The organism is Agrobacterium bohemicum, from assembly GCF_002896715.1.
Lineage (GTDB): Bacteria > Pseudomonadota > Alphaproteobacteria > Rhizobiales > Rhizobiaceae > Agrobacterium > Agrobacterium bohemicum.
The window spans coordinates 186,016-209,365 of the sequence record NZ_PGEL01000025.1 but is presented as its reverse complement, the minus strand read 5'-3'; the positions used below and the strand labels follow the sequence as shown (position 1 = coordinate 209,365).

The 23,350-nt window shown below is 54.9% G+C and carries 21 protein-coding genes; 11 read left to right on the top strand and 10 right to left on the bottom strand.

Going from position 1 to position 23,350, the window contains the following annotated elements; translation table 11 throughout:
- Positions 1 to 62: 62 nt before the first annotated feature.
- Positions 63 to 839 carry an SDR family oxidoreductase gene (locus tag CUC55_RS13105; RefSeq protein WP_103088136.1) on the bottom strand — a complete coding sequence of 259 codons (777 nt, stop codon included), beginning with the start codon at positions 837 to 839 and terminating at the stop codon, positions 63 to 65.
- Between the two features lie 86 nt (positions 840 to 925).
- Between CUC55_RS13105 and CUC55_RS13100 the strand changes: the two genes are divergently transcribed.
- Together CUC55_RS13100 and CUC55_RS13095 are read left to right on the top strand one after the other, a co-directional pair.
- Positions 926 to 1,483 (top strand): DNA-3-methyladenine glycosylase, encoded by a 558-nt coding sequence (locus CUC55_RS13100; protein WP_067647924.1) that lies wholly within the window; start codon positions 926 to 928, stop codon positions 1,481 to 1,483.
- Between the two features lie 95 nt (positions 1,484 to 1,578).
- Positions 1,579 to 2,931 (top strand): aspartate aminotransferase family protein, encoded by a 1,353-nt coding sequence (locus tag CUC55_RS13095; protein WP_103088135.1) that lies wholly within the window; start codon positions 1,579 to 1,581, stop codon positions 2,929 to 2,931.
- Between the two features lie 84 nt (positions 2,932 to 3,015).
- On the opposite strand, the gene CUC55_RS13090 is transcribed toward CUC55_RS13095, so the two are convergent.
- A complete protein-coding gene (locus CUC55_RS13090; RefSeq protein ID WP_067647916.1) occupies positions 3,016 to 4,326 on the bottom strand; it encodes an aspartate aminotransferase family protein in 1,311 nt (436 codons plus the stop codon).
- A gap of 4 nt (positions 4,327 to 4,330) precedes the next feature.
- On the bottom strand, positions 4,331 to 5,380 hold the full coding sequence (locus CUC55_RS13085; protein ID WP_067648302.1) for a phosphotransferase: 1,050 nt from the start codon (positions 5,378 to 5,380) through the stop codon (positions 4,331 to 4,333).
- Positions 5,381 to 5,544: 164 nt separating this feature from the next.
- Between CUC55_RS13085 and CUC55_RS13080 the strand changes: the two genes are divergently transcribed.
- The 7 genes from CUC55_RS13080 (at position 5,545) to CUC55_RS13050 (ending at position 11,913) form a co-directional block, all read left to right on the top strand.
- Complete coding sequence (locus CUC55_RS13080; RefSeq protein ID WP_103088134.1) at positions 5,545 to 6,225, top strand: GntR family transcriptional regulator; 681 nt, start codon at positions 5,545 to 5,547, stop codon at positions 6,223 to 6,225.
- Between the two features lie 74 nt (positions 6,226 to 6,299).
- Positions 6,300 to 7,040, top strand: coding sequence for an SDR family NAD(P)-dependent oxidoreductase (locus tag CUC55_RS13075; RefSeq protein WP_067648300.1), 741 nt, complete (start codon positions 6,300 to 6,302; stop codon positions 7,038 to 7,040).
- 199 nt (positions 7,041 to 7,239) lie between these two features.
- The gene (locus tag CUC55_RS13070) at positions 7,240 to 8,292 is read left to right on the top strand and encodes an ABC transporter substrate-binding protein (protein ID WP_103088133.1); all 1,053 of its coding nucleotides are present in this window, start codon (positions 7,240 to 7,242) and stop codon (positions 8,290 to 8,292) included.
- 97 nt (positions 8,293 to 8,389) lie between these two features.
- Positions 8,390 to 9,469: an ABC transporter ATP-binding protein gene (locus CUC55_RS13065; RefSeq protein WP_103088132.1), complete on the top strand. Its 1,080-nt coding sequence runs from the start codon at positions 8,390 to 8,392 to the stop codon at positions 9,467 to 9,469.
- Entirely contained in the window at positions 9,466 to 10,644 is a 1,179-nt protein-coding gene (locus CUC55_RS13060; RefSeq protein ID WP_103088131.1) for an ABC transporter permease, read from the top strand. The genes CUC55_RS13065 and CUC55_RS13060 overlap by 4 nt, the downstream gene beginning before the upstream one ends.
- Positions 10,645 to 10,647: 3 nt before the next feature.
- Positions 10,648 to 11,427 carry an ABC transporter permease gene (locus tag CUC55_RS13055; RefSeq protein ID WP_103088130.1) on the top strand — a complete coding sequence of 260 codons (780 nt, stop codon included), beginning with the start codon at positions 10,648 to 10,650 and terminating at the stop codon, positions 11,425 to 11,427.
- A gap of 108 nt (positions 11,428 to 11,535) precedes the next feature.
- Positions 11,536 to 11,913 (top strand): PH domain-containing protein, encoded by a 378-nt coding sequence (locus CUC55_RS13050; RefSeq protein WP_067647897.1) that lies wholly within the window; start codon positions 11,536 to 11,538, stop codon positions 11,911 to 11,913.
- A gap of 15 nt (positions 11,914 to 11,928) precedes the next feature.
- On the opposite strand, the gene CUC55_RS23220 is transcribed toward CUC55_RS13050, so the two are convergent.
- From CUC55_RS23220 to CUC55_RS13040, 3 genes are all read right to left on the bottom strand, one after another.
- Complete coding sequence (locus CUC55_RS23220) at positions 11,929 to 12,555, bottom strand: glycosyltransferase family 4 protein (protein ID WP_342587817.1); 627 nt, start codon at positions 12,553 to 12,555, stop codon at positions 11,929 to 11,931.
- Positions 12,464 to 13,081, bottom strand: a complete 618-nt coding sequence (locus CUC55_RS23215) for a glycosyltransferase family 4 protein (protein ID WP_425352837.1) — start codon at positions 13,079 to 13,081, stop codon at positions 12,464 to 12,466. The genes CUC55_RS23220 and CUC55_RS23215 overlap by 92 nt, the downstream gene beginning before the upstream one ends.
- Before the next feature lie 237 nt (positions 13,082 to 13,318).
- Complete coding sequence (locus CUC55_RS13040) at positions 13,319 to 14,452, bottom strand: acyltransferase family protein (RefSeq protein ID WP_103088129.1); 1,134 nt, start codon at positions 14,450 to 14,452, stop codon at positions 13,319 to 13,321.
- A gap of 176 nt (positions 14,453 to 14,628) precedes the next feature.
- Here CUC55_RS13040 and CUC55_RS13035 point away from each other — a divergent pair, with 176 nt between their 5' ends.
- A complete protein-coding gene (locus CUC55_RS13035) occupies positions 14,629 to 15,507 on the top strand; it encodes a class I SAM-dependent methyltransferase (RefSeq protein WP_067647888.1) in 879 nt (292 codons plus the stop codon).
- Here the strand turns inward: CUC55_RS13035 and CUC55_RS13030 are convergent.
- From CUC55_RS13030 to CUC55_RS13015, 4 genes are all read right to left on the bottom strand, one after another.
- Positions 15,491 to 16,732, bottom strand: a complete 1,242-nt coding sequence (locus tag CUC55_RS13030) for a glycosyltransferase family 4 protein (RefSeq protein WP_103088128.1) — start codon at positions 16,730 to 16,732, stop codon at positions 15,491 to 15,493. The genes CUC55_RS13035 and CUC55_RS13030 overlap by 17 nt on opposite strands.
- A gap of 10 nt (positions 16,733 to 16,742) precedes the next feature.
- Positions 16,743 to 17,447 carry a polysaccharide deacetylase family protein gene (locus CUC55_RS13025; RefSeq protein WP_425352836.1) on the bottom strand — a complete coding sequence of 235 codons (705 nt, stop codon included), beginning with the start codon at positions 17,445 to 17,447 and terminating at the stop codon, positions 16,743 to 16,745.
- A 49-nt stretch (positions 17,448 to 17,496) separates the two neighbouring features.
- Positions 17,497 to 18,261, bottom strand: coding sequence for an O-antigen ligase family protein (locus CUC55_RS23645; RefSeq protein ID WP_425352835.1), 765 nt, complete (start codon positions 18,259 to 18,261; stop codon positions 17,497 to 17,499).
- Positions 18,262 to 18,833: 572 nt separating this feature from the next.
- The gene (locus CUC55_RS13015; RefSeq protein ID WP_082760225.1) at positions 18,834 to 20,303 is read right to left on the bottom strand and encodes a GumC family protein; all 1,470 of its coding nucleotides are present in this window, start codon (positions 20,301 to 20,303) and stop codon (positions 18,834 to 18,836) included.
- Between the two features lie 125 nt (positions 20,304 to 20,428).
- On the opposite strand from CUC55_RS13015, the gene CUC55_RS13010 reads away from it, so the two are divergent.
- Positions 20,429 to 21,718: a lipopolysaccharide biosynthesis protein gene (locus tag CUC55_RS13010; protein WP_103088126.1), complete on the top strand. Its 1,290-nt coding sequence runs from the start codon at positions 20,429 to 20,431 to the stop codon at positions 21,716 to 21,718.
- The last annotated feature ends 1,632 nt before the right edge of the window (positions 21,719 to 23,350 follow it).

The following is a 23,350-nucleotide window of genomic DNA, read 5'->3' as shown; positions in this document are numbered from 1 at the left end:
GGACAAAGAGTCGTGAATTTACGTTACAAGTTCGTTAATCATACGAACACAACATGGTGAAATCACACGAGAAGCCCCTGCCCGCCATCGATCCACACCGGCGTACCGGTGATGTGCCGGGACTTGGTACCTGCAAGAAATACGATGAGATCAGCGACATCTTCGCTGGTACCGGCCTCACCTTTCGATATCGGAATATTACCCTGCGGCCACTCCGCCGGAATAGCTGTTTCTTCCTTCGAGCGGATATGGGTATTGTCATTGATCTCCGTGTCGATCGCACCAGGACAGACAGCGTTTACGCGAATACCATGCCGGGCAAGCTCAAGGGCGAGCTGCTGCGCCATGGCCAGTTGTCCGGCCTTAGTGACGGAGTAGGCGGTGGCGCCCGGCGATGTGAACGTTCGTGTCCCATTGATGGAAGAGACGATGACGATCGAACCGCCATCCGATTTCATATGCGGCACGGCATTGTGTATGGTCAGATAGGTGCCGCGCAGATTGACACTCATCGTCTGGTCCCACTCGGCAGGCGTCAGGTCTTCGATGGGTGCCCATACTCCGTTGATGCCTGCATTGGCGACCACGACGTCAAGGCGACCAAACCGCTCGATAAGCTCAGACATCGCCGCAGCCATCTGTTTTNCAACAGAGACGTCAGCCAATAACGCGATTGCTTGGCGCCCGTCGTTCTGAATCTGATCCACAACAGCATCCAGTTCGTCTTTCGTGCGCCCCAGTAGTCCGACCGAATAACCATCCTTTGCCAGAGCAAGCGCAGCGGCGCGTCCTATTCCAGATCCTGCTCCTGTTACCAACGCAACTTTTGAAGCCGCCATGCCTGTCTCCTTAAACCAGATTTCTGTAAGCTATCCTTGGGGACAACCACACACAAACCGCGTTGTTCCAGCCAAANCCGGATCAAATGAGCATCATCCCGCAAGAATTCTATTCAAGAGACGCCGTCATTGTTGCAGGAGAGCTGATTGGCTGTGAGCTTCACATCCACGATACAGCCGGCATCATTGTCGAAACGGAAGCGTATCGTCCTGATGATCCTGCCTCTCACAGCTTCAGTGGACCTACGCTGCGAAACCGGACGATGTTCGGCTCGCCCGGTCACCTCTATGTCTACCGATCCTATGGGCTGCATTGGTGTGCCAACATCGTGTGCACGCCGGGTTCCGCGGTGCTGATCCGCGCTTTGCAGCCAACTGTCGGCATCGAACTGATGAAATTACGCCGAGGCATGACAGACATTGCCAACTTATGCTCCGGCCCGGGAAAACTTGCTCAGGCACTCGACATCAACAGAGAGATGGACGGCGCACCTCTCACATTCGGACCGTTCTTCGTCACCCATGGTCACTCGACGGCAGTTACCATTGTTGGTCCGCGCATCGGCATATCGAAGGCGATCGACCAACCGTGGCGCTTCGGACTCTACAAATCCCCGTTTCTCAGCCGAAAATTCAAAACATAGGTGGTCAGCGGGTCTGACCGCATGCAATAAATACCGCTAGTGCAACGGGCAGTTTCGACCCGGTGTAAANTGATAATGGGAACGAAGGAACCAGCATGACCATCATACCAAACTCGATGGAAGGCCGCGACATCGCCTATCAAATGCACCCAAACGTCAATCTCCGCAAATATGAGAAGACCGGCGGTGTTGTGATCGAATCGGGCGACGGCATCTATGTGTTCGACAATAACGGAAAGCGTTATATCGAAGGTCTTGCAGGTCTCTGGTCTGTCGCCGTTGGCTTTGGTGAAAAGCGGCTGGTGGAAGTGGCGAGAGCGCAGATGGAGAAGCTGCCCTATTACCATACATTCGCCTACAAGACGCATGGTCCGTCAATCGAACTTGCCGAAATGCTGATCCAGATGGCACCCGTGCCCATGTCGAAAGTGCATTTCACTTCGTCGGGCTCGGAAGCCAACGACCTTGCCTGCAAGATGGTCTGGTATCGCTCCAATGCACTTGGCAACAAAGACAAGAAAAAGGTTATCGGCCGCATCAAGGGCTATCATGGTGTGACCATCGCCGCGGGCTCGATCACCGGACTGCCGCGCAATCATGAAAGCTTCGATCTGCCGTTGGACCGGATGGTCCACACATCCTGCCCGTCCTATGTGCATTTCGGCCAAGAAAATGAGAGCGAAGCCGATTTCACGACACGTATGCTCACCGACCTCGAGGATTTGATCATCAGGGAAGGTCCTGAAACCGTGGCCGCATTCTGGGGAGAACCTGTCATGGGAGCGGGCGGCGTGTTGATGCCGCCAGAGGGTTATTGGGAGGGCGTGCAAAAANTCCTGCGGAAATACGATATTCTTCTGGTGGTCGATGAAGTCATCTGCGGCTTTGGTCGCACCGGGAACATGTTCGCTTGCCAGACATATGGTATCGAGCCCGACGTTCTGATCCTATCCAAGCAGATTTCGTCTTCCTATATGCCGCTTTCCGCGATCCTGATGAACGACCGGTTCTATCAGCCGATTGCAGATGAATCCGATCGGATCGGCGTGTTCGGTCACGGCTTCACAGCATCCGGCCACCCCGTCGCGACTGCCGTTGGCCTTGAAANTCTGAAGATCATCCAGGAGCGTGATCTGGTCGGTAATGCGGCAAGATTGGAAGAACAGTTCCTGTCGCGCCTCGCCGAACTGGCGAAACATCCCGTTGCCCATTCGTCGCGTGGTGTCGGTCTGCTGGGTGCCTTGGAGATCAAGCCTTTTGACGATGCAAAGGCGGGTGATGCGGCCTTGACCGTGACCGCGGCGTTGGAAAAAGAAGGTGTGATTGCCCGTGCGGTTGGCGAAGCCATCTGCTTTTGCCCGCCATTGATCATCACCTCAGAACAGATTGATGACATGTTCGATGCTCTCGAACGTGCGCTCGACGCGGTGGCCGCTGCCAGAGCCTGAATTCAGAGCTTTTTGCTTCCATTAAAATGTAAAGGGCGGCAGTCTTGCGATTGCCACCCTTCAAGTTGAATATCCAATAATTCGTTATGCGGTATTGAGCACATCATCCAGTGCGCTCAGCAACATATCTGCATGTTCACGCGCGAAAACGAGCGGAGGACGGATTTTCAGGATGTTGGCATTGGGGCCGGAGGCGCTGATGAGGATGCGCCGTTCACGCAAGCCATTGACGATCCGGGTCGTCAGGGCAGCGTCCGGGCGCTTCGTTGCTGTGTCACTAACAATCTCGACACCGATGAACAGGCCGGAGCCGCGCACATCTCCGATTGCAGTGTGCGACAGGCTCATCAAACCATCCATCAAGTAGCGTCCGACATCCAGTGCGTTATGTTGCAGGCCATCAATGCGAATGGCATCAAGCACGGCTTTGCCAGCAGCGGCAGCGACAGGGTTGCCGCCGAACGTATTGAAATAGCGTGCACGCGGCCCGAATTCCGCGATGATCTCCGGCCGCAGCACAATTCCCGCCATTGGGTATCCGTTGCCCATAGGCTTGCCGATGGTCACCATATCAGGGGAAACCCCGTGCCGCTCGAAACCCCACATGGTTTCACCCGTGCGGCCAAAACCAGGCTGCACTTCATCGGCCACGAAGAGGCCACCCGCCTCATGAATCGCATCCACAGCTGGCTTCAAAAAACCCTTCGGTCCGGCGAAAATGCCATCGCTCGAGAAGATCGTGTCGGTGACCAGCATGGCTGGCTTGATGCCGTGACGCTTAAGATCGGCGATTGCAGCGCAGACATCCCGGCCAAATTTCTCCATCACCTCCTCAGGCGAATTGCGATAGGCGTCTGGCGACGGCACTGTTCGCACGTGGGGGCCAAGCGTAACGGACTCACCAAGCGATGGAGAGAATTCTGCAACCGCACTGGTCAGGCCGTGATAGGCAAGCTCGGTTGCGATGATGCCAGTACCGCCTGTTACAAACCGGGCAATGCGGACCGCAAGGTCGTTTGCCTCGCTTCCGGTACAGGTGAACATCGCCTGGCTGAGTGTGTCAGGAAATGTTTCCGTCAGCGTTTCGGCGTAATCCACAATTCCTTCATGCAGATAGCGGGTATGGGTATTGAGGATCGCCGTCTGCTTGGTGATTGCCTCCACCACACGCGGGTGGCAATGGCCCAGTGACGCAACGTTGTTATAGGCGTCTAGATATTTTTCGCCTGCGACATCGTACAGGAAAACACCCTCGCCGCGCACCAGATGCAGTGGCTTTTCGTAAAAGAGACGGTAAGCGGGACCGAGTACCTTCTCACGACGCGCGATCAGCGCTCGCTCGCTGTCGTCCAGCCGGTCAAAGTCTTCGCGCGAAAANGCATTTACCATCGACATGATTTCAGGCCTTCGAAAGGTTGGGCGCGAGCGTCTTCAGCCCTGCCGGTGTGAGATCTGATATGTTGAGAAGCCCCTGCCAAACGGAGGCGTGGTTGCGCATGATGTAGTCGGCGTTCTCTGGAAACAACGCTGAACGCCATTCCCCTATGATGATGGACATCGCCAGCCGCGATCGCGTCAATACCGGCAGAAGCTCCATTTCCACTGGCTCAAGAGTGCGCGCCGACAGGAACCCTTGCAAAAAGGCTCCTGTCCGCGCAGCCCAATTTTCCGTTGCCAGATGGTAGGACAATGCGACCGCGAGATCGTTGACCAAGGGCGCGTACACCATGTCCCCGAAGTCGATGATCCCAACCACCTCATTCGGCTTGGCCGGGTCAAGAAGAATATTGTGCGGGTTGAAGTCGTTATGAATGATCTGGCGCCGACTGAGCTCCGAAATGGTAGGTGCGGCGCGCTCGAACTCGGAGAGCACAGCCTCCACATGCGCACGACGCTGCGGCGCGACGTGATCCGTGACAGTCGCCAGATCAAGGGTGTGGGAAATATCCCACATCAGCTTTCCGGCTGGCGGACGGCTTTGGCAGCTCTCAAGACCAAGCCCGAGTTGCGCCAATGCCCGGCCGACATTGCGGCTTTGTTCTTCGCTGGCCTGTGTCCGATATTGCAGTTCACCGCGTAAAAANGTCAGCAGCCGGATGATGCGTGGGCCGTCCGGTGTGGAAAGCATGTGGCTCGCCTCACCCTTGTTTGTCGGAACCAGCCTCGGCACCGGAACCGAGGGAGCGGCTGACGCCAGATGCATCAGCACCTCGTCCTGAAAGTCGAGCGCTGCCGGGTTTTCTACGGGATTGGCGATTTTGAGAACGAATTCGGTACCGTCATCGCGCGTGAACAGAAATGTCTCGTCGCGCTCGCTGGAGAGACGCTTTGCAGCACCTGCGACCCCGTAAATATCCGCGACCGCAGCCGCAGCATCGGCCAGCGAGGTCTGCTCCCATGTCGCCGACATGAAATCCTCTGTCTCGATGGCGGTCGATATCTTCGTCATCTGTACTCCATCGATCATCATGCCACTCGCCCCGGCAGCGCTAGCCTTCTAAACAACTTGTGCCGCCCTTGAAGATGGTAAAATGTATTTGAATTAGCAGACATCACTTGAAACACAGAAAAAANGATGCATCAAGTATCATATTGTTAATTTGCGGACCGACCATGCCTGAATTCTCTACACTGGAATATGAGAACCTGAATAGCGCAGTCTATGGCTCGCTTTGCGACGCGCTCATTCAGGGGCGTTTTCAGCCAGGGGATCGTTTGAAGATCCGTGATCTTGCAGAACAGTTCGGCACGAGCGTCACTCCCATCCGTGATGCGATCTTGAGGCTTGCAAATGACGAGGCTATCATCTTCAGGTCTCCACGCGATATTCGCATTCCTGGCCTGAGCGAAAGTCGCTATCAGGAAATCCGGGCGATCCGCATTCGACTGGAAGGACTGGCGGCGGAGACTGCTGCGCAGGTGGCAACCAGTGCAGATATCGAAGCTTTAGAACGGATTTTGCGTGAAANCGAGCAAGCGATCACCGCTGGAGATCGACTGAAAGGCACAGAGCTCAATCAGGCCTTCCACTTCATGCTGCCAAAAATCGCGGGGCTTCCGATGTTAAACGGCATCCTTAGAAGGCTGTGGTTACAAATGGGGCCGCATATTTCAGACGCCTATATTCAAGGCGGGCGAGCGATGATCGATCACCATTATCCCGTCATCGATGCCCTGAAACGACACGATCCTTCTGCCGCATCCATGGCCATCGTCGATGATATTCTACTGGGTGGCAAGCCTATTCTCGAGCGTATCGAACAAGGCAACGAACGCCAATCCTTGCGGGCATGACCTTGAAAAAGAGTGCGCTTGCATTTCGAAAATGACCCAATATGATGTATCAAGCATCAACGGAGATTGTGCGTATGACTGAAGAACGCCGCTACATGTTGTTGACGGGAGCAAGCCGCGGCATTGGCCACGCAACGGTAAAACTCTTCCAATCCAAGGGCTGGCGCATTCTTACCGTTTCTCGCCAACCCTTCTCCGAAGAATGTGCTTGGCCTTCCGCCCGCGAGAGCCACATTCAAGCCGATCTTGCTGACTTATCTCAAATCGACCGTCTTGCGGCAACGGTACGCGAGCGTCTGCCTCATGGCCGGTTGCATGCATTGGTCAACAATGCCGGAATCTCACCCAAAGGGCCGGAAAAAAGCCGGCTCGGCGTCATGGGAACCGATGCGGATATCTGGACGCAGGTGCTGAATGTCAACGTCGTCTCGACCGCGCTCATTGCCCGCGCCCTGATGCCGGAGCTTGAGGCCGCAAAAGGCTCGATCGTCAACGTCACGTCCATCGCCGGGACCCGCGTTCACCCCTTTGCTGGAGTGGCCTATGCAGCGTCCAAGGCTGCACTCGGCTCCCTGACCCGTGAAATGGCGCATGAATTCGGTCGGCGCGGTGTGCGAGCAAATGCCATCGCTCCGGGTGAGATCGAAACATCGATCCTATCGCCGGGAACAGAAGAACTGGTGGCAGCAGAAGTGCCAATGCAGAGACTGGGCGATCCGCGCGAAGTTGCAGAAACCATCTATTTTCTTTGCACCGAGCCTTCATCTTACATCAACGGTGCCGAAATTCACATCAATGGAGGGCAGCACGTCTGACAACGCCCAGATAATAAAGGGCTCGCAAAAANGCCAAAATACTCATCGGCTGAAGGCATTTACGAGGAAAATAATGCCGCAGACGGAAGAGCTGCCCTCCCCGCTGATACGCTAAAGGCGACGGTGGCACGGCAGTTGCAGGAGATCGTCATCGGGACCGGCTCAACCGGCTCCTACAATAACGACAAAGGGGAATGTTATGAAGACTTTCACGAAACCTGGAATTTCAGCGGTCGCAGCCGTCTTGCTGTCGGCAAGCATCGCCGCGCCAGCCTTTGCGCGCGACCTGACGGTCGTATCCTGGGGCGGCAACTATCAGGATGCTCAGCGCAACATCTATTTCAAACCCTTTTCTGAAAAGACTGGCAAACCCGTTCTCGACGAAGCCTGGGATGGCGGCATCGGTGTGATCCAGTCGAAGGTCAAGGCAGGCGCGCCAAACTGGGACGCCGTGCAGGTCGAAGCCGAAGAACTGGCATTGGGTTGTGCAGACGGCCTCTACGAGAAAATCGACTGGTCCAAAATGGGCGGCAAAGACAAGTTTCTCGACTCTGCTGTCAATGACTGCGGCGTCGGCGCCATCGTCTGGTCTACGGCAATTGCCTATGACGGCGATAAATTGAAGGAAGGCCCCTCCTCCTGGGCAGATTTCTGGGACGTCAAGAAGTTTCCCGGCAAGCGCTCGCTGCGCAAGGGACCGAAATACACGCTGGAATTCGCTTTGCTGGCCGATGGTGTCTCCAAGGACGAACTCTATGACGTACTGGCAACCGAAGAGGGTGTCACACGCGCTTTCAAGAAGTTGGACGAACTGAAGTCCAACATCGTCTGGTGGGAATCCGGTGCGCAGCCGCTACAGTTCCTCGCTTCCGGAGAAGTGGCCATGGCATCTGCCTATAATGGTCGCATCACCGGCATCAACCGTTCCGAGGGCAAAAACCTCAAGGTCGTTTTCCCCGGAAGCATCTATGCCGTCGATAGCTGGGTGGTGCTGAAGGATGCTGAAANCAAGGCCGCCGCGCAGGATTTCATCGCCTTTGCAAGTCTGCCTGAAANCCAGGCGAAGCTCCCGGAATTTGTTGCCTATGGTCTGCCTAACAAGGAAGCTGCAGCAAANGTACCGGAGAAATTTGCCAAGGACCTTCCGACAGATGCGGCAAACATGACGGATTCCATCCCGCTCAATGTCGACTTCTGGATCGACAATGCAGAAACGCTGACGCAGCGCTTCAACGCCTGGCTGGCCAAGTAAGACATCCGCAAAGAAGGGCACCTTTGCAATGTCCTTCTTTTCTGGCCGGGTGCGGTCTTGGCGATTTCCACCAAGTCCGCATGATCCGCCTCAAGCGATGGAGCCTTGCGTGGCAGAATTTATTAGATTTGACCGTATTACAAAATTTTATGGGCCACTTTGCGTGGTCGAAAATCTCGATCTATCTATCGACAAGGGCGAGTTTGTCAGTCTGCTAGGACCTTCCGGCTCCGGCAAGACGACGCTGCTGATGATGCTCGCCGGGTTCGAGCAGGCCACATCCGGCAACATTCTGCTGGACGGCACAGCCATCAACAATGTGCCCACCCACAAGCGTGACATGGGTGTTGTCTTTCAAAGCTATGCACTTTNCCCACATATGTCGGTGGGCGAAAATGTGGCCTTTCCGCTTCAGATGCGCGGCATGGGAAAGGCCGAAATTGCAAAGCGCGTGGCGCGGGCGTTGGATATGGTGCAATTGTCGACTTTTGCCGACCGCCGCCCATCACAGTTGTCCGGCGGCCAGCAACAGCGTGTGGCACTCTCGCGTGCCCTGGTTTTCGAACCACGCGTCGTTCTGATGGATGAGCCGCTTGGCGCACTCGACAAACATCTGCGCGAACAGATGCAACTCGACATTCGCGATCTGCACAGACGTCTCGGCCTGACAATCGTTTTCGTCACGCATGATCAGTCCGAAGCGCTGACCATGTCGGACCGAGTGGCCATTTTCAACAAGGGCAAGATCGAACAGATCGGGACACCGCGACAGGTCTATGACGAACCAGCGACTCGTTTCGTTGCGGAGTTCATTGGTGAGACCAATCTCGTGGAGGGTGTCGTGGAGGCGATACAGGGCAACGAAGCGGTCGTGCGCGTGGCATCCGGCGCGAAAATCGTGTCTGTGGTTTCTGCTACCGTATCACCCGGTCAGATTGTCCATGTTTCCATTCGCCCTGAAAGAGTTGATCTCACCGAGATCAAAGGAGACGCGCATAATTGTCTTGAGGCTGAGGTAACGGATTCCGTCTATCAGGGGGATCACCTTCGCGTACAGCTGCGCAACCCNTCCCACGAACTGATTGCCAAACTGGGCCGCCGATCACGCGAGTTCGAGCCGGGTGCAAAGGTCTATGCCTCCTTTNCAGCGGGTGATTGCCGGGTCATTGCGCCATGAACATCATCACATCGCGAACCGGGCGGTCGCTGCTGTTGCTGGGACCGCTGCTGATTTTNCTCATCGGCTTTTTCGTTTGGCCGCTGTTCAGCATGATGTCACAATCCGTTTCGGACACCGCCGTGCTGCGCCTTCTGCCGCGTAGCGCAGTGGTGCTGCCAGGCTGGGACCGCGTGTCTCCCCCGACCATGTCGATGCAGACCGCGCTGATGGAAGACTTGAAGGCGGTCGATAACGATCAGGCGCTGGGTGATATGGTGCGGCGCCTCAACAGCGCTCGGTCCGGCTTTCGTACGTTGATGTCGAAAACCACGAGTGCGCTGGGCGATGCGACAAACCCACCTGCGGATCTCGTTTCCATCGACAAGCGATGGGAAAGACCCGAGTTCTGGATTGCAATCGCGGATGCGCTCTCGCCATTGACCGACCGGAACCTGCTGGCAGCTGTCGATCTTGGTCGCAACACGGCTGGCGAAATACAACATCTGCCTGCCGATCAATCCGTCAACCGCGTCATTCTCGTTCGCACGTTCTGGATCGCCGCGCTGGTGACCTTAGCCTGCGCCTGCATAGGTTTNCCCTATGCGATCATTGCGGCGTCCCTTACCGGCTGGAAAAGGGACCTCATGCTGGGCGCCGTGCTGTTACCCCTATGGACATCACTGCTGGTACGCACAGCGGCATGGTTCATTCTGTTGCAGGAGAAAGGTCTGATCAATGATGTCTTGCAGACGCTCGGCCTGATCAACAGCCCGCTCGCACTCATATTCAACCGCACAGGCGTCATCATCGCCATGACCCATGTACTGCTGCCTTTCATGGTGCTACCGATTTATTCGGTCCTCATCACCATTCCAAAAANTCTGATGCCAGCGGCGGCATCGCTTGGAGCACACCCGCTGCGCGCCTTTTTGCGGGTACTTTTACCGCTCAGCCTGCGGGGCGTCGCCTCGGGAAGCCTGCTCGTTTTCATCTCTGCCATCGGCTACTACATCACGCCGGCGCTGATCGGCGGTCCGGGTGATCAGATGATCTCATCAATCATCGCCTTTTATGCAACAGGTTCGGCGAATTGGGGCATGGCTGGCGCGCTCGGCGTCGTGCTGCTTGTGGCGACGTTGATCCTCTACAGTGTCTATGCGCGGCTTTCAGCCGAAGAATCGGAAAGGTACTAGGCCATGCCGATCAAGCTCACAAAATTTACCTTCGCATCGCTGACGATCCTGTTTCTCATAGCGCCTCTCATCGCCATCATGCCGCTAGCCTTCACCTCAAGCGTCATTCTGACCTACCCCATTCCATCCTGGTCACTACGCTGGTTCGAAGAGCTGTTTACGGCAGACGCCTGGCGACGCGCCATCATCAACAGTTTCATCATTGGTGCCGGCACCACCTTGCTTGCCACCATTCTGGGAACTGCCGCGTCGCTCGGCTTGCGCAACCGGTTACTGTTCTTTCGCGGAACGATGAGGACATTGTTTCTGTTGCCGATGGTGGTGCCAGCCGTTGTGCTGGGCGTTGGCATGCAGGTCCTGCTGGCCCGCTTCGGGCTGACGAACAGCTATGCGGGGGTCATCATTGCGCACACTGTTGTTGCAGTACCATTCGTCGTCGTCAGCGTTACCGGTGCACTGTCGGNCATCGATACCCGTGTAGAACTCGCCGCACAAAGCCTTGGCGCGGCGCCTGCTACAGTCTTTCGTCGGGTGACATTGCCTCTCGCAATGCCCGGCGTGTTGTCCGGGGCGGTTCTGGCCTTTGCGACCTCGCTGGACGAAGTGGTTCTAACGCTGTTCGTTGCCGGGCCGAACCAGCGCACGTTGGCTCGTCAGATGTTTTCCAGCATCCGCGAAAACATCAGTCCNGCCATCGCTGCCGCCGCTTTCCTGTTCATAGTGCTCACAATTATCATCGGCCTTATCGTTATCATGTCTCGTCTTATGCTCGCGAAGCGCTGAATAGACGGCGGCCGTGCTTCTCCTGTTCTGCCCGATAGGTTGGGGTATAAACCTGTTTTCTGACATAGTTTCGGGTTCTGTGTGAAAGCTGGCAATTGGAGATTGGAAATGGGCATTTTCGACGGACTTTTAGGGCATGGATCGACCGTTGATCCATCCGATCTGACCAAACGTCTTGACGGTGTGCTCATCGATGGAGAAGAACCGCAACTTGCCTTCAAGGTCATTCGTGATTTTTTCGTCTTCACACAGCACCGCGTGATCGTGGTCGACATTCAGGGCATCACGGGCAGCAAAGTCGATTACACGTCGATCCCGTATCGCGCGATCACCCGCTTCTCGGTAGAGACGGCAGGAACATTCGACCTGGACTCAGAGCTCAAGATTTGGGTCTCCGGGTCCAGCACGCCGATCAGCAAGACGCTGAAAAAGGGTACTGATGTGCGTGGCATTCAACGTGCGCTGGCAACGGGTGTTTTGCGGTAAAAAACTGCAAGGTTTTTAACGAGTGGCAGGCTCAGGGTTGCGCTTCGTCTGCTGATACACACGATGCGGGTTCGCAGAGGCGATCGACTTGTAGATTTCCGCAGTCTTTAGACCGATCGTTCGCCAGTCGTATTTCGACAGGATTCTAGAACTTTGGCGCTGTGACGTGCGAGCACCCGGTGCGTTTTCCATTCTGTCCCGAAGCATTTCAGACAGCCTATGAATATTTCCCAGCGGAAANTAAGAGGACTGATCCAGCGCCAGACCGAGGTTGGCTTCGATATCACTGGCCAGAACCGGAAGTCCGTGAGCCATAGCCTCAAGTAGCGCAATCGGCATGCCTTCATGGCTCGACGGTAAGACAAAAAGCCCAGAATTGGCGAAAAGACTGGCTAACTTGCGTCCCGACTGCACCCCGGTCAGGACGACGCCGGGCGTGGCCTTGGCACGATCCTGAACTGCCGTGACATATTCGCTGTCCAGATCACCACCACCAACCAACACCAGCTTGGTGTCTTTCAGGTTCGTTCGCGCGAAGGCTTCGATAAGATCAAGCTGGCGTTTTTNCAGCGACGAGGCGGGCCACCAGCAGGATGTAGCGGCCCCTCTGCAAAGCGAATTCCTGAAGAACGCTGTCTTCAAGATCCTTGGTGTCTACCTTCACACCGTTGGGAATGAAATGAACGGGTGATCTGAAGTCTTTTTGCATTCGGTCCGCAATATGCTTTGCGATAGCAATGCGCGCGTGGGAAAACCGCATTCCCGCCCACTCGCCAAGCTGCAAAATCCGCTTCTCGACCGAGTTCCATTTTTCCCGGTCATAATCATAGCCGTGATGGGTAAACACCACCCTCAGTCCGAGTATCCGCGCGAGTGGCGCGACCAGAGATGGCCCCACGGCATGAATGTGAACGATATCTGGATTGAGGAGTCTGGCTTTGAACAGGGCAAGCGCCGTATGAAGAATAGCTTCCAGGCGTGTGTTGCGAGGAGCCCAAAGCGGATGAACGGTTATGCCACGCCATATATACGGCTTAGTATCCACAACATAGTTCTTGCGGGCAAAAACGTGGACGTCCGCTCCTAGCTCGACCAGATTGGATACCAGCTGCTCGACATGTGTCTCAACACCGCCTTGCACGTTGGGTATTCCACGCAGGCCGATCATACAGATCCGCATGGCCTCCAATATCCGGGCATTTTCGTTCTGGGGGTAAGCGCTTTCCTTCACCTCAAGCGTAGGCTCAGACTCTGTCGTTGAGACATTGTTCACAGCGCCCTCCCATTAAATATTAGCACATTAGTATATGATAACTTAATTTGACGCGGAGGCTAGTGCTTTNCCAAATTTGAACGTTTCATCTTACTGGCATAGTAAACGGCGAAGTTGCACCAAAGCCAAACACTAAGCCGAAACTTTCGACTCATTATTATCCTCACGCCTAATATACCTATACCCAAGGTTGATCATTGGCTTCTCCAAATAGTCATAGACGATCACTGAGAGAACGAGGGTTACGAACAGGCTGCCTGCGCCAATCGCAAAGTCCACACCTGTCCCAGTGAGAGGGAATATTGCAAAGACCATAAGCGCTGCTATGCCGTGGAAANGATAGATCGAATAGCTCAGAGCCCCGAGCCGGGAAAGGACCGGGTTGTTTGGCGCGCTTGTTTTAACGGACACCAGAAATACGCACAGCGCTGCCAGATAGCTCATCAGAATCGGCAAGGTGCCAACCAGAAAGAAGCCGTCCTGCCGTGACAGCGAAAACTCCCCAACGGTGAAAAGGACGACGGCCTGAACAAGCAGAACGCACAAGCTACCGATCAACGCGTCGGGAAGTTTGTCCACCAACGTCATCCTTAGCAACAGTCCAAGATAAAGGAAGGACACATGCAAGCTGAGGTATTGCACTGGCATCGAAATGCCAAAGTACCGCAAANGAATGGGAACGGCCGTCGCGGCCACAAGTGCGATCGCAAAAAGTGCAATAATCACGGGACGATACAGGAAACCCAGCGCAAACAGGCCCGCAGACAGAACATAGAACAAGATTTCGATCGTGAGGGTCCAATAGGCACCGGACATCCAGGGCTGGCGAAAGGCGGCAGGCACCATCGTCATATTGGCAAGAAATGTCGGCAGGGATGGCCATTGACCGTGCATGACCGAGGCGACGGTTAAGCAAAACAGTGCAAGCCACATTGCTGGGAATAGACGAAAGAAGCGCGAAATAGCGAAGCGATGCAGCGGATTATGACCCTTGATGCTGAAGGGAACGACGAAACCGCTGATGAGAAAGAAAAGCACCACACCAAACCGGCCGGCATCGAAATATGTGACACTGGATAGGGCCACGGAATATGCCGCGCCCTGCTGATTGGTCGCTTCGTGAATAATGTCCCCGAAGAAGTGCTGAACCACCACCGCCAGCGCGGCAATGCCTCTGAGAGCATCTATGTTTNCGTACCGATTGGCGGCTCGACGCGCATTGCCCTGATCTACGATGACTGTCGCCGGGACGTCTGATGCCTGCATCGAACCACGCCTTTTCGTTGAAATGATTGCAATACGTCCGCTCAACCTTCGACTGCAAACAAATATATACCAGTAAATTCTAAAATAACTAATTCAGCTTTAATATCGCAAGATGTTGACACCGCCTATGACGGGCAGCGTAAAATTATTCTGACTCAAAGCTGTATGGAAAATAGATGCCGGTTCTCTTTCGGAATTTGCTGTTCACGCTGACAGGCGGTTTAATCTTGATCGGTGTGTGGGCCAAACATCGATTGATGGGCTATCGAAAACCGAACACAGTCTCCGTCGAGGACAGAGACGCCCGCATTGCATATGTCCACGACGTCGTTGAATCATGGCTGCGATTTTTGCCCGCAAATGTCTCCGTCAGAGGACGCGCGGTTTTGGAACTCGGCCCAGGATCATCTTTGGCCACAGGCGCGCTTCTGCTGGCGCACGGCGCCAAAACCTACACGGCAGTCGATGCTTTCGGATTGGCAACAGACGAAACGGCGGATTTTCGACGCGATGCTATTTCCCGCTTTAACGGTGATCTGCGGCAGGAGGATATCAAGATCGCGCACGCCGCACTCCACGGTGCCTCTCCGAATTTTCAGTACCATGTGGACGCTGGCTTCAATATTCCGGCCATGTGCCTGGGACAAACATTCGATCTTATTCTCAGTTGCGCTGCCTTCGAGCATTTCGATGCCATCGAAACGACCATCGAAGGCCTGACGAAAGTCGCGCAAAGCGGCTGCATCAGCCTGCACATCATAGATCTTCAGACCCACACGAACGTCATTCGCGAACGTGATCCCAACAACATCTATCGTTTCTCGGCTTGGTTCTATTCGCTGCTTAGCTTTCCCGGCCAACCGAACCGCAAACGGCCAATAGACTACGTGCGGGCATTCGAGAGAAATGGCTGGGTGGACGTGCAAGTGATAGCGGCGAAATCCATATCCGGAGATCAGCGAAAGACGCTGATGTCAGGGCTTGCCAAACAATTCAGCACGCCAGAGATGGACATGGAGATGCTCGATGCTGTGATCATCAGCCGGTATCCTTAACCCCAAGCTCACTATAGAGCCTCGTTGTACGTTCCAGATAGGCGGCTTGCGAGAACTCCTGCCGAACCCATGCCCGCCCGCATGCGCCCATCTCCTGACGCGCATTTTTTGACAATTGGCTCATCGCCGTCAAAACGCCTGCCAAACTCTCCGTATCGAAGGGCTTAGCAATCAACCCGGTGTTGCCGTCTTTGATTAACTCGGGAATGCCGCCAATGGCGGTACCGATAACGGGGCGACCGAGGGCGTAGGATTCAAGAAGGCTCACAGGAGCGTTTTCATACCATTCCGAGGGCAGCACCAATGCTTTNGCGCGGGCAATCGCCGTGTGAAGCGCCTGACCTGAGAGATAGCCCATAAATTCGACATCCGCACCGACTTCCCGTGCCAATGCCCTTAAAGCCGCATCATCCGGTCCTGTGCCAGCGATACGAACACGCTGCCCGGAAAGTCCCGCAGCTTTGATCAAGGTCGCAATACCCTTCTCAGGAGCCAGACGCCCTGCAAAGAGGTAATAGTCACCTTCATCAACAGTGACTGGACGTTCGCTAATGGCCTGATCTACGAAATTAGGGATGTAGGTAAGCTGCTCCTCCGGCCATCCCCACTCGATCAATTTGGTCTTGTAGAAACGGCTGGGCACGACAAGCTTATCGATATGATTGCGATAGAGGCCAAGCGTACGATGAACTGCCGTTTCCACCATCACGAGGCCGCTGAGTGCAACGGACCCTTTCATACAACGGTTGGCGAGAACATTGTAAATCCGCCCACCCTTACACTGTTCACAGATGCCATGGGNAGACAGCATCTTGTAGGCAGGACACGCAAGTTTCAGGTCGTGGACCGTCATGATTGTGGGTATCCCGCGTTGTTTCAACAGTGGAAATATTGACGGCGAGATGTGGTGGTAGACATTATGTGCATGAGCGACGTCCGGCCGCACCCGGTCGATCAAGCCGCTCAAGCGCGCGCGTGCCTTCCGCGAATAGATAACCTCTAGACTGTGCTCGACTTTCTTGAGCAAGCCACTCTGACTACCGAATTCAATTTCGGGAACGAAGTATGACGACCAGTTGGAATTCAGATTGTTAGGATGCTGCATGGAGAAAGGCACGGCCTGCCAGCCCGCACGCTCGAACATGTCCATCTGGTCAAGAAAGATCGCTTCGGCCCNGCCCCGGCGGTAGAAATAGTTGTTGATTGCGAGCAGCGTGTTTCCCATTCAGCGCGCCTCAATCGTGGATATGTTGAAGGGCGTCACGCACCGGCAAAATGAGACAGCCTTTTGAAACGGCGTAGCGCACCAGAATGGAAANCGTGTCGGGCGTGCAGCCGTAGGGAGTTGGCGTCTCGCTGATATCGTGGGTGAAAAAANTGAGCCAGCCCGGCTGAGCGATGAGCGCATCGATCTGATTGGTCAGCGAAAGGGCATCGCTTTCGGGTTGCCTGATTTCCATTCCCCAAAGATAGGAGCGATTGATGGCACCGCGATTTATGCGATCCCCACCCCCACGGGCGGTCGTGAAGCGTTTTGCGAAAACCTTGCGATGGCGAAGCGAACCCTGATTGTAAGGATAGGCGAAGTTTCGCCTATCGGTGGTCGGGCTGAACTGATCCAGCAAATGCCGATTCCGGTCAAGATCCTCCGCCAACTCCAGCCCGCCAAGGGTTCGGACGGCTCTGTGTGCGTAGGTATGACAGCCGATCTCATGACCGGCATCGGCGAGCGACCTGCACCCTTCTACCGAAATCAGCTCTCGATCCGGCTCCTTCTTTCCCAACAGCCCACCAGCAATATAGAATGTTCCACAAACACCGCTGTGCTCAAGAATACGTGCGCCCGCTGACTGAGCGGTCGAAGGGACGTCATCAAAGGTGAAAGAGACAATCGGACGCGTGCAGGTCACATTCAAAGTGGAAACCGGCAGAGCCCGCATGGCTCTTTCCTCCAGCCGTTCCCGAACATATCCCAGTTTGGGCCATATTTCAGACAGCACTGACAGTTCTCCGCCCCCACGTGGCTCCTTCTGCCCCGTTGACGAGGCTCATTCGAGACTGCATCTCCAACCCGAAANTCGACACCAGCATGAAAANGCAAATCGGGCTGCCGCTCTGGAAAAAGATGACCTCGAGACATCCGGCATAGATGACGTAGAGCCAAACGCGCATGAACAGCCGCGATAGAGCCGGGCTGTTTGAAAACGCACCCAGCCGCCCAACTGCGCGCAACGGCACGAAAACGACGAGGCCGACGGTTAGGATGAGACCTGGAATACCGGTTGTGAGAAGCGCATCCACATAGGCATTGTGCCCGTTGAATGCCTTTACTGCCCAGGTTTCCAGCCCGGCTGAACTCTGCGTGATATCCGCTGTCCGCCAGAAGCCCTGAAAGCCGTATCCTAAAATGGGTGATTGAGCGATGGCGTCAAAAGCGATCTTCCAGATATCGGTTCTGTTCGTAAAGGTAGGATCTACACCAAGGGATGCGATGAGGCCGCGAAATCCTTCGGAAAGGGCTGCTCCCAGCGCCAGCAGATTGAATGCCAAGATACCGCCGACTGCGATTAGCCATCTGCTCCAGCGAAATTTTTCAAATATCCATTGCAAAGTGAGGATGAGAGGCAGCATTGCGGTGGAAGACTTGCCGCCCGTTTGAAGCAAAAAGACAACAGACAGGATGACGATCGCGAGACCACTTTTCTTCCAACCGACACTGCGCAGGTAAAGCCCGAAAAACGCTGCAACAAGCATTACCGCCGCTGCAAGATTTTTATGGGAATACTGCCCCCTCCAGAAGCCTGCATTCATCGGCTCGATAAGTTCGGTGGGCTGGTGAATGGACAGTGTCGGCAAGAAAATCACGCCGAAATAGGCGATGCCAAGCGTGATCGCCGTGCCATACAGCAAAAGCCGGGAAAATTGCTGTTCGGAACGTGGCAGCAAAAGAAACATACCCGCATTGACGCACGTCAGTATCGCAAGGATCGTTCTTTTGATGGCATCCATTGGATGGCTCGAGAGGCTAGANGAGATAAGAAACCACGAGAACAGCGCGATGACGAGCCATTGCGGCTGGCAGATTCTGGACCGCAACGGATGGGTGATTGCCGCATAAAGCGTCAATAGCGTCAGTATGAGAAACGTGAGCTGGTTGATGGCGTTGGAGCCACCTGTTGCATCCGAACCACTGGCCTCAACGGTGACGAGATCAACAAACGGATTGGTCGTGACCCAGAAAAACAGGAAAAGGCCCATGAAGAGCAGCGCCCTCATCTTGTCGTGCTTTTCTGATCTTCCTTGTTCCAATGCCGTGGCTGCCTGCATCAGCTTGCTCGCTCAAAACGCCAGTTGTTTTGCCGCGCAAGCAAGAAGAGGCGCGTTGCAAGAACACCGACGACACCCAATATGAGGCCAGCGAGAACACCGCCAACGGCCAATAGCAAGGTCGGTGGTGGCCAACTCCGCTTTTCAGGGGGCACCGGCTCTGTGACAATTCGCAGATTGGAGACGCTGATCTGCTGCTGCTCGCTGGTCTCGCCAACGCGCTTCAGAAACGTATCGTAAAGTGCTGCCTTCGCCTGGCTGTTACGCTCTAACTCCTGTAACTGCACCTGCGAGTTGTCGTCCGTGGAGACACGCTTTTGCGCCTCTTCTAGCTGCGCCCGCAATGTGGTCACGGAGTTTTCCGCCTGGTCCAGATCAACCTGAATGGCCTGCAGCGATCTTTCTGTTTCCCGTGCCATTTCCGCCCGAAGCGTTCCAAGCTGCGCGCGTGTGCTGACCAACTTCGGATAACGCGCACCATAAGTCAGAGCCAGTTCTTCATACTGCTGCTTGAGAGTGCTGTATTGCGACCGCAGCGTAACGAGGGTCGGAGAATCCAGCGTATCTGCGGGGACAACGCCATCGGCGATCGGTTGGCTCAGTCTTCTGTAGCGTGCCTGCACATCCGATAATCTCGATGACGCCTCGTTCAGAAGTGTGTTCAACTGCGATACGCTTTGAATATTGACCGAACCGGTACCACCCAAGTTCTGAAGATTGTTCTCCTGGCGGAACTGCACAACGGCATTCGCAGCCTGCGTCACCGCCAGTCTCAGCTCTTCCAGACGGTTGGAAAGCGCCGTACTGGCATTCTTGGCAAGATCGGTTTGTGTTGCCTCAAGTTCTTCCCGAAAGGACTGCGCCAATGTGGAAAGAACAGCCACGGAACGATCCGGATCGCGCGTCCAAAGACTGATGGAGACAAGATAGGTACCGCCCTGCCGCGCGACCTTTATTCGCTTTGCAAGATTGCGCATCGCGACGACGACACCATCATCAGTGGAAGCAGGCGGCGTCGGCTTGAGCCAGTCGAACATTCCCTCTTCCGTGTCTGCAGCAGCATTGAATTCCGGAAGCTGGTGAAGATTTTCCTGCTCGACGGTTCGTCGCAGCACATTTCCTGATGTGATCAATAGCAGTTTACTGGAAATATCCAGAATTTGTGCGTCGCTCTGAATGTTCGGCGTGGTCAACTCGTTAGGCACGACCTGTCCCGTCGGCGGGGGCAGAAGAATATCCATGCTGGATGCAAAGCGCGGCTTGACGACCATACCAAAGCCGACCGCTAACACACCACCCAAAAGTGCAAAAACAGCGATAATGAGCAGGCCACGCCTGAGCCAATCCAGCACTTTGGCCAGCGTAATCAATGGATCAGAAGTTGCGCGTGCCCTCGGATGAGCGGTCGCACGAGGCTGCGCTTCGTCATAAACAGGTCTCGCTCGCTTCTCGCTCGGGTACTCGTACATGCCTTATCGTAACCTTTATATCAATCAAANCGAAACGCTTTCATTATATACGACCTTACTAAATCACATAGTCCGCTGATAAATCGTTTACAGGACGTCCATTTTNGCGGCATGGAGATAAGGTGATGATCACCAGCGATAAAAAGGACAAGCCACGGTTGATTGGGATGTTGCTGTCCTACAGCGCGTCCTCGGCAAGTCTATTGATAGCCAATGCTGCTCAGCTCGTCACTTTCGCAATTTTGGCACGCTCTTTCGGCGCGGAAGAATTTGGCCGATACGTCGCATTCATCGCCATAACTAGCATTGCCGTGCACTTGTGCGGGCTCGGCGCATCGGAATGTCTGGTTCGTCGTGTGCCACAAGATCCCACCTGTTTTTCACGGATATTTGGGCACAATTTGATTCTGACATTCGTCAGCGGGGCTGTTCTCGTTGCTCTGGGAACGGCTATATTGCCGGAATTCATCAGTTTTGGCGAAACGACCGGCAGCAACGTGTGGACGACATTCCAACTGGTGTTAACCAATGTCGTGCTTGTCAGGTTGATCATGCTGGGGGAAAGCATATTTCTCGCGCATTCGAGATATGCCGCGGCCAATGCATCAGTCGTCGGCTTTGCCTTCATGCGCACGGTAACGGCGGCACTCGCCTGTCTGGCTTTTCAGGTTGAAACCGTGGAAGGCTGGGCGACATGGCAGCTTGCCGCTCACCTGTTCACTCTTGCCCTCTACGCCTATTTCGCCTTTCGCATTGGCCGTCCCCAGTATGTGATCGAAAAAGATGAAATCCGGCTCGGACTGCTGTTTGCAACGCCCTTCATCTTTCGGGCGATCCGCCAGAACGTCGATCTTCTGGTGTTGGGCTTTGTGGCAAGCGCAGAAGTCGTGGGGAGCTATGGAGTGGCGCGCCGTATCACAGACAGCAGCTATATGGCGATAGATGCTCTGAACCGGCTGGTTTATCCGCGGCTTGCCGTTGCCAGCATGTCGGGCATTCACAACGCCTTCCGATTGACGATACGCATATTGGGCGCCGCTATTTTCTTGGGGCTTATCGCCGCCGTTGCGATCACGATTTCCGCTTCATTCATGCCGCTAATTTTCGGACCGGAATACGTCTCGCTTCCGCAGTTTTTGCGCATCATGGCTTGGTTGATCGTATTTATCGCCATCTGGTCAATCGCAGTCGATCTGCTAGGTGCTGCGGGTCAACACTCGTCACGTGCCTGGGTTCTCAATCTGTCGAATGGTGTCGGCGCAGTTCTGATCGGCCTAGCCGCATGGGCATGGCCACCCTACGGTATTTTCATTGCGGGTTACACAATAGAGCTCAGCATCGTTCTGGCGGCATGGATCGTCGTGAAAATCCATGTTTCTCGATCCTATGCAAAANGTCAGGAGGTAAAGGCATGACATCAGATCAGAGCCCGAAGATCAGGCCCGCGCAACCGGCCGATGTTCCGCAGATCGCCGATCTGTTCACCTCCGTGTTTCGCAAGCGCTTTAAGCCGGACATGAAAGGCTTGAACACATATTTGTCGCAACTGTTATTCTCACATCCGAATTACATGCCGGAAAATGGAAGCATGGTCACTGCCGATGGCGCAGGGAGCGTCAAGAGCGCACTCATCACCGTGCCCCTTTCCTACAGAATCGGCGAAGAACCCGTAATCGCCCGATTGGCTTGCGCCTTCATGGCCGCAGAGGACGCAAATCCGCGCAGCATCGCGGTCCTCATTTTTCAATTGCGCCCACGAGGAGACCAGATCAGCTTTNCCGATAGCGCCGCACCCGTCAGCGTCGCTCACATGAAAGCAATCGGTGGCACCGAGCTGCCGGTGCAGGGGTTGCGATGGTACAAAATCTTTAAACCCATCTCAGCGACCGGCGGTTACATGAGACGCCGCATTGCCCCACGGCTTCCTCTTAACCTCGGCGCTGGAGGTCTGCCCAATCCTTCAATCATCGTCGGCAAACCACATGCCTCGGGCTACAGCGCAACAGAAGCGAAATCTGACGTGTACGCAGCTTATGCCAATCAATTTCTCACCCCTTACGCGGTCGCTCCGGTTTACACTGCTGACAGCCTTGAATGGACCATCAGCATGTCGAGCGGTCCCAACGGTCGTGGCAAGCTTACTCTCGCACAGGTGTATGATGAGAACGGCGACATATGCGGTGTCTTTTCGTTTGTCGGCGCTCCGGGCGGTGAAGCACAAATACTCGATCTTCTCTCACCAGCCAGCAAAANGGATGCGGTCCTGGAAACCGCACTGGCCGCCCTGAAAGACGCAGGTTTNGCATTTGTATCAGCTCAGCTCAGAACGGAAATGATATCCGCATTATCCAAGCATCACAGTATCTGGTATCGCCATGTCACCGGGGTTTGCGCATCGTCCCGTTCAAGCGAATTCAAACAGGCAATGCAGAATGGCCAGGCCTATTTAGGCGGCATCGCAGGAGAAAGCTGGAGCCGGTTGGTGCGCGACTTCTATTAGCCTAATCACGTTCCATGAGAAAGTAGGTCGTAGGGCCGCTCGGCACGTCGTTCGTCAGTATGACAGCGTTCTGCCCTTCAGCGGCAATGATTGGGTTATATACACGCCCGTCTAGACCCACTGGAGAAATCCTGAATGCGCTGTCCGTCTCGAAGCGAATGCCGATTTCCATCTTTCGGATCAGCACAGGCAAACGCCCAAAATCTTCGATGACACGCTCGTCCGCGTCCCGAAACCTCATATCGGTGTTGTGCGCATCAGAGGCGAGTATCAACAGCATTCGCTTGCTTTGCTCGAGCGGCATGTCATCCAGCGAAGACATCGCGAATAGCCCTCTTCCGTCTGCGGACCGCAAGGTTACGAAACCGAGATCGACATCCGCATCGATCCCGTCGAAAGCAAGCGCCTGCGTCATCGGCGAGCGCAGCGCGAGCTTCTTGTCAGGCGCATGCAACTCCAACTCTCCGGTCTGGCTAGTGATGTTTCCAGCGTCCAGGTCGGCAAGGTGCGATGCGTCCAGCTCTCCACGTTGTTTCAACTGTGAAAC